Source organism: Paenibacillus sp. Z3-2 (assembly GCF_054161325.1).
On the sequence record NZ_CP096397.1, the window covers coordinates 1,041,665 to 1,054,394 of the forward strand.

At 35.7% G+C, this 12,730-nt stretch carries 6 protein-coding genes; 4 read left to right on the forward strand and 2 right to left on the reverse strand.

Annotated features, from left to right (window positions below; genetic code table 11):
* Positions 1 to 165: 165 nt before the first annotated feature.
* From dptF to M1D71_RS04495, 4 genes are all read left to right on the forward strand, one after another.
* On the forward strand, positions 166 to 1,947 hold the full coding sequence (gene dptF, locus M1D71_RS04480; RefSeq protein WP_458125427.1) for a DNA phosphorothioation-dependent restriction protein DptF: 1,782 nt from the start codon (positions 166 to 168) through the stop codon (positions 1,945 to 1,947).
* Between the two features lie 4 nt (positions 1,948 to 1,951).
* Positions 1,952 to 3,340, forward strand: a complete 1,389-nt coding sequence (gene dptG, locus M1D71_RS04485) for a DNA phosphorothioation-dependent restriction protein DptG (protein WP_458125428.1) — start codon at positions 1,952 to 1,954, stop codon at positions 3,338 to 3,340.
* Positions 3,321 to 8,552, forward strand: a complete 5,232-nt coding sequence (gene dptH / locus M1D71_RS04490; protein ID WP_458125429.1) for a DNA phosphorothioation-dependent restriction protein DptH — start codon at positions 3,321 to 3,323, stop codon at positions 8,550 to 8,552. The genes dptG and dptH overlap by 20 nt, the downstream gene beginning before the upstream one ends.
* A gap of 209 nt (positions 8,553 to 8,761) precedes the next feature.
* Positions 8,762 to 10,570, forward strand: a complete 1,809-nt coding sequence (locus M1D71_RS04495) for a DUF262 domain-containing protein (protein ID WP_458125430.1) — start codon at positions 8,762 to 8,764, stop codon at positions 10,568 to 10,570.
* An 89-nt stretch (positions 10,571 to 10,659) separates the two neighbouring features.
* Here the strand turns inward: M1D71_RS04495 and M1D71_RS04500 are convergent, their stop codons facing one another.
* Both M1D71_RS04500 and M1D71_RS04505 read right to left on the reverse strand, forming a co-directional pair.
* The gene (locus M1D71_RS04500; protein WP_458125431.1) at positions 10,660 to 11,574 is read right to left on the reverse strand and encodes a 5'-nucleotidase; all 915 of its coding nucleotides are present in this window, start codon (positions 11,572 to 11,574) and stop codon (positions 10,660 to 10,662) included.
* A gap of 22 nt (positions 11,575 to 11,596) precedes the next feature.
* Entirely contained in the window at positions 11,597 to 12,730 is a 1,134-nt protein-coding gene (locus M1D71_RS04505; RefSeq protein WP_458125432.1) for a cysteine desulfurase family protein, read from the reverse strand.

Here is a 12,730-nt window from a genome sequence, read left to right on the forward strand (position 1 = left end):
CGCATTATTGCATGTATTGAATTATTTCTTTTTTAACTTATGTATGCGGGACCAAAGCATGGTCTATTACACAGTAAACAGCGTATGATGACAGACATGGTTCCTATAGGAGAACTATGTCTTTTTTTGTAGAGATTTATAAAAATGTGTTTTGGAGGATGGGGCATGTCTACAAATATTCATTTCATTGATGTTCTTAAGCGCTGTAAGCAGTCTTCAAAGGAAGCTGTAGAGAATCTTGAGGGATTCAGTGAATTTAAAAAATATATGCATGTTCAAAGGCCAGTCGAAAAAGAACTTGAAAACTATATTATAAATGCCAATCAAACAAATGAACCACAGTTAATATTGGTGTGTGGCGGAGTGGGCGATGGTAAATCACATATCTTATCTTACTTAAAAGATAAGTATGATTTTTTAGCTGATCCAGAAAGATTTTATTTACATAATGATGCAACGGAGAGTTTCTCTCCTCGGAAAACTTCAATTGAAACGTTGGCCAAGATTCTAAAGCCGTTTTCAGATCAAGAGATTGGAACGGGTCCGAATATAACCATTGTTTTAGCCATTAATCTGGGCGCTCTGAATAACTTTATTGATGCAGAGGAAGGAAAGGAGTTCACTCGGCTTAGAGAATTTGTACATGCAAAGAGAATTATGGAGTCTGTGATTACAGAGGAAGTGTCTCAGGATGATCACATTTTCAAATATGTGAATTTCAGTGATTATCACATGTATGAGCTAACGGAACATGGTCCTCGTTCTAGTTACATTAGAGGAATTTTACAAAGAATTACTCAGGATAAAGAACAGAATCCGTTCTATGAGGCTTATCTAAGAGAAAAGGCTGAACATCCCGAGGTTGCTTTTAAAAATCCTATTATTCAAAATTATGAGTTATTACAATATGAGGATATCCAAGACAAAATTATTGATTTATTGATTCAAGCGATGGTAAAAGAAAAGCTTATTATTTCGACTCGGGCTCTGCTGGACTTTATATACAATATCATTGTTCCCGCTTCGATGGATAATATAGAGCATGAGAAGTTGATGGAAGTAATCAGAAATCAAGATTTTCAATCGTATACGTCATGTCTACTTCCTTTTCAGCTATTTGACCGTGAGGATGCATCTGCTATACATCAAGCTATAAATCATATCAATCCAACACAATACCGAACTGAGTTACTTGACGAGCACTTAATAGATTTTAAATCTAAAAAAGACGGTGCATATTTGTTTAGTCAATTTATCGACGTTAATAGAACATCGTATTTTGCAAAATCTCTTGTTCCACATTCTCCGTGGAAAGAGGAAGACAAAAAGCATAATTCATTTAGAAATGAGTTAGTTAAGTTGTTCGTATACCTATATTACTTAATACCTAGAGAACATCACGATTCATTTAAAGATCGGGTCTATGATCAATATATGCAGTACTTATTTTATTGGAATAAAAGATCTTGGAGTATGCTATCCAAGCTTTACAGAGAAGACGTTCGTGATGCGATTTATAAATGGAATGGTGAGGGACATGGCGGACTTATTTATGTTCAGATTGGACAACCCCAGACACAATATTACGCTTTACAAAAACTTGAAATTGAACCAGCGCTGGAACGAGTTGAACCAAGACTAGAAGATATATTAATGAAGTTTTTACCAATGTTAACGATCGCTTTTAGACCCAAAGGGGGAACTCCGGTCGAAATCGATATTGATTTCTCATTATATTTCTTGTTAATTCGAATCAAGAACGGTTATCGACCGAATAAGAAGGACAAGTTCCAATATATCAAGTTTGTTGAATTTATAGATCAGTTGAGTAGTAAAGGAAATGATAAAAATGAGCTTATTTTTGAAAGTAAAAAGTTCGGTAAGTCCCAACGTTATAGACTGACTTACGATGATTTATTCGACCAATATTCATATACGGAGATGTGAAATTATGGAGTATAAGATGGATTTAAAAGCCATTAAAGACAAGTTCAAATTTGATTCTTCCATTAGGCATAACCCTAAAATACCTGTTGAACTCTTACCGTACAATACAAAATTTAAAGATATGCAATTCAACCTTAAGGAAGTTGTAGGTGAGTTTTTGCGTCTGGTTGGGCAAAAGAAAATGTCCTCAGAAGCCAACCCGGAACAACTAGTCGAAGCTGTGCTAAAATCCATTGAGTTCAAAGATATAAATCAAAAAAATGAATTCAAGCAGATGATTAAAACTTTATTCATTGACGAAAACAACCAACTATTTTTATTCCATCCTCAAACGCTCTATTATATCAATACAGTTGAGAACGAGAACAGAAAGTTGGCTGAGTTTCTTTATGCGGTTTTATGGAATGGAAAAGCTGCATGGGAGATTAGTAAAGACGAACATCAAACGGATGATTTGATGAGTTCGTTAATATTCAAAGCTTTACCGGAGTTGAAAAGTGGAGAGACACAATCTCAGAAGTTTGCTGTGTTAATACCAGAAATCTCGGAATTATTTGCTGTAGATTTTGAATGGCTTTCTACGAAACAGGATTTATTCACTCAACAATTTGAGAAACTTCTATCTTACTATTATTTTTTCTATATTACTCAAATGACACGTAGAAATGAAACTCTGTTTGCCAAATACGAGAAGAGCATAGTGCCCATCTATTTTACGTTTGAAGAAGAAGAAAGACTATCGAAAACAAGAGTCAGTTATGAGTATGGATGGAAAAACATTGAGAGATCAATTAATCGTATGTTTACTCATGTGAATTTTCTGAAAATGCTTAATATTTCAGTTGAAGGAGTAGGGAAGTTACTTTCCTATCAAGAAATCTCCGAAATACTTCGTTCAGGTACATATGAAGAAATCCTTGCGGTCGAAGAAGACGTAGATAAGGTGATTGAACAATATCGTGAGGGTCTATCCGATGTAAAGTGGAGTCAAATGAGCTTTAATCCTGAAACTTATGACCTGCCTGTATTAAATAAGCTATCAACATTATTTCAAATGATTGATTACCAGTTTAATAATTCATTTCGTTCCAAACCGTATAACGAATATAAGATGTGGTTTACTCATTTTTGTCAGAGAACATTCCTCAAATCTAGGGGGAGATCTGGAAAGATGTTAATTCTGGACACAGATTATTTATTATTCCTTACTAAAGTTATCATTAAAGATGAGCCTAAAATCAGATTGAAGAAACTATTTGAACAATTCGCAGTGAGAGGAATTATTTATGATAGAGATACTCAAGGTTCCATCATTGAGTATTTTGAAAAGTTGAATTTGCTAGAGAAAAAAAGTGATAGTGGGGATGCTATTTATGTCAAAGCATTTTTATAGTTATCTTGCTCATCTCGTAGATCGTTTTTTGAGCGAGGTCAATATTCAAGCAGGAGAAAAATATCATATTCAATTTGAACGTGAAGAACAAGTCGTAAATCTAGTGAATCAAATTAAGGACATTAATCGAGTTAGTCCGTTCTTAATGTCAACTGAGGATGGATTCTATCAATCGCACACTTTAAATTATGATCAGACCAAGGTATTAATCGCATCAAATATTGAGGAGATCACGCCAGACTTTCTTACAACATTACGGAATAAAGTTGGCACACATGAAGATCCTTTTGAAGATTTGGCTATGCTTTTAATCCACAATTCAAACTTAGATAGTTTGGTTCAGGGAATGACTTCGTTTGGAAAAGAAGGTATGCCTTTTCATATTGATTCAATTGAAAAAGATTTGCAAGAAATGATGAAGCAATCGAATCTATCCTCAGAAGAGAAGCAAATTCTTAACTTCTCGATTGAGTCCATGAAAGCTCAACAGGGACTTCATGAGAGAGTAAACTTATTTGACTACGAGAATATACTTACTGTGCTGAACAATGAAAAATTGAATAAGCATGAATATAGAAACTTTGGAATTTTTTATGATGCCGAGCTTTTCAATACTCCTAGAACTCCTAAGGAAATTAAAGAAAGACTAAAGGAAAACCATTCGTTATATAGTGACGTTGAAATAGCCCATCAATATGGTTCTGCTGAGGTCAGCCTGGAGCGGCATTTTGATGATCAGGGGATCAAGGTTTTATCCGAGTCTGAAACGTGGCAGGATGTTGATTTTGGTTCGGTACGAAGATCGAATCAGAAAAAATTAGAAGGAAAAGGTTTGGAGTATGTAGAGGCTGGTAAGAAGTTGACTTTGGAAGGGTTAGAGTATTGGGAGAGAGCCGATGGCGAGACCAAGAGTAAGCAACGTAAACGAAACATTATCGTATTCAATCCTGATCAAAAAGAACATATCTCATTAGAGTTTACATTTAATGATTTTATCAAAAATCAGTATATCAATGAAACTAAAATTAAACAACCAATACAGGTGGAACAAGCAGGTAAGAAGATCCGCGTACACTTAAAACATGAAGTTGGACAGACTACATTTTATGGTGTGAAATACAAGACAGAGGTGTCTCCAGCCTATGAATTTAGAATTACAGTGGTTGAGACACAGTCCAAGCTTCTTCAGACGATACAAACGTCTTATGCCATTACGTTATCAAAATCCAAGGGTTCGTATCTTTTAATTAATTCAGATGCGGAACATTGGTTTTTCAATAAGGATGCTTCAGAAATCACCAAAGTTAATTTAACAGAATCGCACAGCACATTTGACATTACTGAGGAACAGGAATTAGTTGTTTCTCGCAATGATGAAAATAATAGTGATGAAGAAATGATTTATTTTAACATCCAGCTTCCTCATACAAGTATTCCATTTGCTGTGCAGGATTTAGTTGAACGACCTGTTCCTATTGGTGGTTTTAGCGTGTGGAAGCTGAAACGTGAAAAGCAAGAGCACTTTACCTATCGCATAGAGAATGAAAAGATGAAGATCGTGCAAGGAACGAGGGAGACTTTTGCTCAAGGAGAATTCAAACGTAATTTAGAGAGGGAACGCAAACTCTTAGAAACCAATCATTTGTTTTTTCTCGAAGATAACTTAGGAGAGATTGTTCCGCAAGCTATTTCAGTTTCTGAACCGTTAAAAGAGGCATATTGCGATTTATTACGATACTTTAGAACTAACGATTTACTCCCAAGTTTAGCCTATTTTGATGAAGATTATACTGTGTTAGCACGTAACTATATAGATGTGTATTTGCAGGAGCTTGAACAATTACAAAACGGTCAGTCATTAAACCAGACCCAAAGAGATCTTGTTTTAGTTGGAACGATTCAGAAAAATCATATAAACCCAGAATGGCTATTTACACCATTACATCCTCTACATTTGGCTTACCAATTGCAATTAAGTCAATTGGTTGGTGACGAGTCAATCAATGATGAGCTGTTGCATTCCATGAGACCTACGAATCTATTGCCGTATGTTAATTTCACTTCCAAACTGTATAAGGCAATTGAGATGAGTGATTCGTATGAGTGGGCTTCTTACATGGATCAAAGTTTACCAAGATTCGAGTCATCCAAAACCTTTGTGAATAAATTGGTTCAAGAAAAAATTGAAGAATTTACTGGTCATTTCGGATATCTTTTTGAATTAGATCGTCGAGCCCCGCTTAAAATTAATACGATTAATATGGGAGACTGTCAGGAAATCCTTCAAGGTCTTTTTGAATACTACAAGAAGCAACTTAAAGATAACTTGGAAAAAGGGAACCTACTCCCTATTGAAATTCACATCTATGCTGAAAAAGGAATCAACAATGTTTTTGAGGAGATGTCACAATATACAGATGCAGAAGAGATTGCCAAACAGTTCAATCTCAAATTGGAATTGGATGGGTATCACGCAGAAGAATTGTTAAATGTTTTCCGAGACAAAGTGAAGTTTTATTCTAAAAATGTGGATACGGATCGTTACGAGTACAGTCATGTTACTTTCTATCAGATGAATAAAATCGAGCAGATTGCTACAAGCAATGCTTCGGAGATTATTACGGGAGTTTCATTATTCGGACTTGTTTCAGGTATTCCTTCTGTATTCATCAACGAAGATTACAAAACGGGATTCGGAACGAGATATTATCCGACACAAGAAGCTCCACTATTGAAAATGGTACCGAAATTAAATTCTTTACTGAGAGTTGCTCGAACTCTTGATAATTACCAAGAGGATATTAATATTGTTACTGCGATCTCTGCAGATCATAAACAGCAACTAGATCAAGTCTACGATTCAGCCCATTGGGTTACTTTTATTGAGCCAAAAGTAGACCTGAGTTTTTTCAAGAATAGTGATGCCCAAAAAGAGTTGCTTGTTATTCATTACAGTGATCAATATACATCCTCTAGTGGTTTTGATGCGATCACTGTTACCAGAAGATCTAAACAATATCAGCGTTTAATTAAAGAATTCCTTGGACATCAGAGGCTCTATGTAGACGATCATGTCTTGCCTCCAATTATCAACTTCTTTAATGCTATTAATGGCAATTGGCTGCTTCGTCTTTTGGCTCAGAAGAACTATTTTCCAAAGGAAAAAATCAGTATTCTTTCTGCGGTAAAACTATCCCTTGCTGCATATGCACACAGCGATATTATATGGATTCCAATATCAATGGAAGAAATTCTTAGAATTTCAGGTGGGACTGGCCTAAGACAATCCGAAGGTTTATTTTCTGCTAAAAGATTGGGTAGATTCGGTTCTTATAGTGATGATCTGTTATTGATTGGTGTCGAACCTTCTGACCAAGAGATGTTTGTTCACTTTTACCCCATTGAGGTCAAAATAGGATATAACGGGGCTAACGTGCAAGATAAAGCGATAAAACAAGTAAAAGAAACCAAGGAGCTATTAATGGAGTTCTTAACAGGGGATGAGAAGAATTTTCAAGCTGTACTATATCGTAATTTCTTTATTCAACTAGCGATTGCAAGTGCGGAGAAAATGAAGCTCTATTCAGTGTGGCCTGAACAATCATGGAGTCAAATTACGGACCATGATGTTCGCGAACGTCTTCTTAATGATAAGTATACGATTGTAGATACGTTAGATCAGTATATTGGTCAAGGTGCAGTAATCTCATTTAAGAAGGATGTCGTATTTACCGATATCAAAATGAACGATAATGTGATGGTCTATGACTATCCTGAACAGAGTGGATATGAATTCATACTCAAAAGTGTTGAAGAGATGAAGGAATATATACAGAGTAATCAAGGGGACTTGTCCCCAGAGCAATTGCTGAGTAATTTATATGATTCTTCTGAACAGTCTGGAATGACTCAAGTTAACGACCAGGTGTTACTTGTTGCTGAAACTCGTGAGCATTATGAAACAGGACTTGGTGAAGTAGCAGCTACCAAGCACTTAGCTGATGATCATGACCAACCAGATGATTTAGAAACTGCTGGAGATCATCATAGTTCTGTGGGTCATCAAGAACCGAAGAAGCCACTTGAAGTTTTGTTTGGACATAATGCAACTTCGAATGAAGAGGTTCAATGGTTCCCTACTTCAACGGATAAGATTATGCACACCAATACAGGAATCATTGGAACGATGGGAACGGGGAAAACACAATTCACGAAATCATTGATTACGCAGTTAAGTCGTAATAGCTATGATAACGTGAATCAAACTCCCATAGGTATTTTGATTTTTGATTATAAAGGTGATTATATCAAGCCTGATTTTACTGAAAAAACAAATGCTAAGGTATATAATCTATATCATTTGCCGTTTAATCCCTTATCTTTGTATATGGCAGAACCAATAAAGCCTTTATTGCCCCTTCATACAAGTAACTCTCTTACAGACACAATTGTAAGGTCTTTCAATCTTGGACAAGTTCAAGCAATTACGTTGAAGGATTTAATGATGGAGGCATACGCTAAAAAAGGCATTCTAAAAGGGGATTCTACGACTTGGAATTTACCAGCTCCAACGATGAGCGATATATATGAACTTTATGCTGGGAAAGAAAACTCTAAAATTGATTCTTTGTATGCGGCACTTAAAGAGTTATATGAAACTGAAGTGTTTGAAACGGATTCTTCCAAAACCATCTCGTTGTTCGACATGATTGATGGGATTACGGTAATTAATTTGTCTGGATACAGCGAGAGTATTCAAAACCTTGTGGTGTCCATTACGCTTGATGTTTTCTACAATCAAATGCAAATGTTTGGACACAGTGCAATTGATGGAGCATATCGTGAAATTACACGTATGATTTTAGTTGATGAAGCGGATAATTTCCTCAGCAAAGACTTTACTTCCATTAAGAAGATTTTAAAAGAAGGACGAGAATATGGAGTAGGAACGATCTTATCTACACAGTTCTTGAGCCATTTCTCGACTTCGGATAATGACTATGCGAATTACATTTTGACCTGGATTGTGCATAATGTATCTGAAATGTCTGCTAAGGAAATTCGAATGGTGTTTAGCACGCAGAGTAAGTTAGAAGAGGATAACATTATGAGCCGGATTAAGTCGTTGCAGAAGCATTATAGTATCGTGAAGGCTGGTTCGGGACAACCGATTTGGATGCGGGATAAGGCATTTTGGGAGTTGAATCTTTAGTTCTTCTGTATATTCGAATTTAGAAATGAACACTATAGCAAAAAAAAATAGGCTCTACCTCATAATTAGTGGTTGACAGTATTAGGGTGCAAAATGTGCAAGAGTCACTTAGGTAATTTTTATATTAACAATTATAAATAGATTTTCTTGAAACTAATGAGTCAACCGCTAATTTTGGTCTTCGAGTCACAAAATGAAGGAGTTCTTTTATGATTGAACCTAGAGATTTTTTTGGAGCAGAAGAACATAATATAAGAAGTCTTTTTTCTCAAAATATTACATTTATTGTACCGGATTACCAGCGTAATTTTGCCTGGACTCACAACGAGCTTCAACATCTTTGGGAAGACTTTCAGAAAGTAGTGAAAGATTCATTTGATGACAATCATCTAATTAAACCAGATCATAAACCGCATTTCTTTGGAACTATATTAGTAACTGAAAGCCCCAATGGTAGTAGATATGAAATCACAGATGGTCAACAAAGATTAACAACAGTCAGTATTCTGTTGAAATGTCTCCTAGAAGAAGCAAGTCGAATTGGAGATATGCATGCTCAGGCTGGGATTAGAGCTATTCTAACTCCACTGGTGCAGAGAAGCCAATATGGAGAACCCTTTGTCCAAAAGTTTGAATTAGACTCTACTATTAATGATTTTTATAGAGATTATATACTTCTTAAAAATTCTGAAGCAGAAAGAGCCCAATATCTTCAATTACATCCTATAGGAAGTAATAATACGGCAATATACAGATTAAAGATGGCTCATAGTTATTTCGTGAAGAAAATACGTGAAGAGTTACCAGAAACACTAGATCAACAAGAACTCCATAATAAACTGCTTTGTTTTGTACTGACTATAACTAGATTGTTTTTGATTTTACAAATTGTTGTTAAAGAGAGTGAGACAGCATATACAATTTTTGGAACACTTAATAATAGAGGAAAAGATCTAACGGATTCAGATATAATAAAGAATGAACTTTTTAAAAGAGTTCCAATGTTACAAAGAAGTATTATTAAAGAGAAGTGGGATTCAATAATTGAATGTATAGAAAACGAAGACCTTACTGAGTATATTAGATTTCATTACGCGTCTAAAATTGGTCCTGTGAAAAAGGTAGAGCTATTTGGTGCAGTTACGGAGTATTTAAACAATAATGATGCAGCAGAATATTTAGATTCATTGTTTTCAGAAGCAGATTGGTATGCAAGAGTAAACTTGATTGGTGCGACTTATTGGAATGATGCTATTACCCATAAATTGGATGGTTTTAAGCATCTTGATATTTCTCATAGTATACCTTTGTTATTAACTGGTGCAGTGAAGTATAATCATAACTCCATAGATTTCGAAAGAATTGTTAATGCAACTCTTGTTTTTTGTTTCAGATATTTCACAATTGCTAAAAATTCTGTAGCTGACTTAGAACGTGAAGTTGGTTTAATGTCTAGAGCTTTAAGGAATCCGTTGGATCTGAGTAAGTTATCACAAGCAGAGTTACAAAGTATACCGGAACATAAAAAAATTGTGGATATTGATTCATTATGTACCTATATGCTCCTGTTGACAAGTAATGCGAATTTTGTGAGACATTTCAGAGATTTCACAACAAAAACAAATTCGCTTGCTTTTTATGTACTAAATGAACTTGAGAAAAAAAGGATGACAGGAGTTATACCCTTACCTCATGGCCCCGCCCAACATATAGAGCATATTATGCCTAAGAAACCATCTAAAAGAACAAGCAGACTTCATGAATGGGGGCATGTCAGAAACAATCCAGAATATAGCGACTTTGTTTATCGTATAGGTAATATGGTCATACTCGAAAGTGATATTAATCAACAAGTTAGCAATAAAGATTTTTCAGTAAAACTTACACTTTACAATGCTTCAGGACTTTCTTATCCTCGAGATATTTCAGCTGCTCAAACTCATTGGGACTTTGCTTCTATAAATAATAGACAAACGTTAATGGCGCAAGAGGCACTTGGTATATGGAGATATTATTAAAAGTATTGATTCTATGTTTATACTGTTCACTCCCAAAATTAAATTAATAAACATAAATCGCTGTCCATTTGCTGGACAGCGATTTATGTTTATTCAATAGACGATTTTTGTTGTTTAGGTAAGACTTTAAAAGAGGGAACTACTTTAGCAGAATTGTTAAGATGTGTTTCCTGATCATCAAAGAAAATATGGGCTCCAAATGCTTTCAGGACACTTCCTTTTGAAATGCCCCCTAGGAAAAAAGCCTCATCTATTCTGACTCCCCAAGCTCTAAGAGTGAGAATTACACGTTCATGAGCTGGAGAATTTCTTGCAGTGACTAGAGCAGTTCTAATTGGATTTGATTCTGCAGGGAATTGTTTCTGTATAAAAGATAAGTGTTTTAACATTTTTGCAAATGGCCCTTCAGGTAAAGGGATATCAACATTTAGTTTTTCGTGTTCAATAAAAGCATCAAGACCTTTAGATTGATATATTTTTTCGGATTCATCTGAAAATAGTACAGCATCTCCATCAAAAGCTATTTTTATTGTATCTGTTTTGTCTTCATCGTAGGAACTTTCTGATTCAAAAACGAGTCCTGCAGCCACCCCGGCATTTACAGCATCTTGTACGTCTATTTCATCTGCCGATAGAAACAAGTCGACTTTAAAGGCTTCAAGATATGTGGCTAAGGGCCTACCACTAGTTAATGCTGCACGAGTAATATCAAGCTCATAGTTTTGAATAGAGTTGAAAATTCTAAGTGAGGTATCAGCATTGTTTCTAGACATAACAACTACCTCTATTAATCTTTTGCTCTCAGAATGCTTGTTAAGATGTAGGAGTGCCTTTATTAAGCTGAATGCAATACCAGGTTTTAAGACTTTACTCTCATGCTCCAACTGATGGCTAGAGTATTTTTCTAAGCCCTCTAACTGAAAGATTCTATTCTCTTCTGTTAGATCAAAAAGTGCTCTAGAGGAAACAGCCACTACAAAAACATCTTCTAAACTATAGGCCATCTAGTTGTATCCCCCACTTCTCTTATTTTATCTCCCTAAACAGATCTAATTCTTTTTCATTTATCTCAGCGCTTAACGTGATCCTAATAGTTTGTCTTACCTCTTCTAACGATTTTCCAGCCGCGCTCAGTACGTGACTCGGTTTACTCGAACTGCAAGCTGATCCGGAAGAAAGGGCGATGAAGTTAGAAAGTTTTTTCAGTAGCAACTCATTGTTCACACCGATGAACTGAAGACTAATTAATCCCGGAATTTTGTCGTGATCATCGCTATTGAAAATAATTTTGTCTCCTAGTTTAGTTTTAAGAATATCGACTAGATAATTCTCCAGTTGAGCTAGACGTTTGGCATTGTTCTCTACATTCTGCGATGCTAGCTCAGCTGCTTTACCTAGTCCAACAATGTTGTGGACAGCAAGGGTTCCACTTCGATAGTTATTTTCTTGTCCTCCTCCATGAAGGAGGGGGGTAAGACGAGTAAAAATCTCTTTTGATTGTTTTCTTATAATAGCGGCTCCGATACCTTTGGGGCCGCCTATTTTATGTGCTGACATGGAAAGAAAGCGAATTCCTCTGTGCTTCCGCAAATCAACAGGTATTTTACCTATAACCTGAGTTGCATCAGTATGGAAGAATAGATCATTGGTTGTGAAGAAATCGGAAAGTTCATCAATGGGATTTAGTGATCCAATCTCATTATTCCCCCACATAAACGAAGTAAGAATAGGGTGAATTTGATCAACTGTTTCTTTGACATTTTCAATATTCAATCTCGCATAAGTATCGACATCAAGGAACTTCGTTTTGTACCCGCGTTCACCCAGAAACTCTACTGTTTCGAGTACAGAAGGATGCTCAGCGGCAGAAGTTAGTAAATATTTGGATGAGTTATCTTTTTGACCGTAGTAATCAGCTACTCCCTTAATAATCATATTGTTGCTCTCAGTAGCTCCACTTGTGAAAACAACTTCGTCTGGATCGCATCCTAATAGTTGAGCGACTTGTTCACGTGCTGTGGCTACAGCTTTTTTAGCGTTCTCTGCTAGAGAATAAAATTTACTGGATGGATTACCGTATTCCTCTTGAAGATAGGGAAGCATTGCTTCCAAAACCTCAGGATGGATCTTAGTTGTTGCGCTATTATCCAGATATAACAT

Bases quoted from the DNA above. Each gene is read 5' to 3' on its own strand.
- dptH (WP_458125429.1), top strand. From the start codon at position 3,321: ATGTCAAAGCATTTTTATAGTTATCTTGCTCATCTCGTAGATCGTTTT.
- M1D71_RS04495 (WP_458125430.1), top strand. From the start codon at position 8,762: ATGATTGAACCTAGAGATTTTTTTGGAGCAGAAGAACATAATATAAGA.
- M1D71_RS04500 (WP_458125431.1), bottom strand. From the start codon at position 11,574: ATGGCCTATAGTTTAGAAGATGTTTTTGTAGTGGCTGTTTCCTCTAGA.
- dptF (WP_458125427.1), top strand. From the start codon at position 166: ATGTCTACAAATATTCATTTCATTGATGTTCTTAAGCGCTGTAAGCAG.
- dptG (WP_458125428.1), top strand. From the start codon at position 1,952: ATGGAGTATAAGATGGATTTAAAAGCCATTAAAGACAAGTTCAAATTT.
- M1D71_RS04505 (WP_458125432.1), bottom strand. From the start codon at position 12,730: ATGTTATATCTGGATAATAGCGCAACAACTAAGATCCATCCTGAGGTT.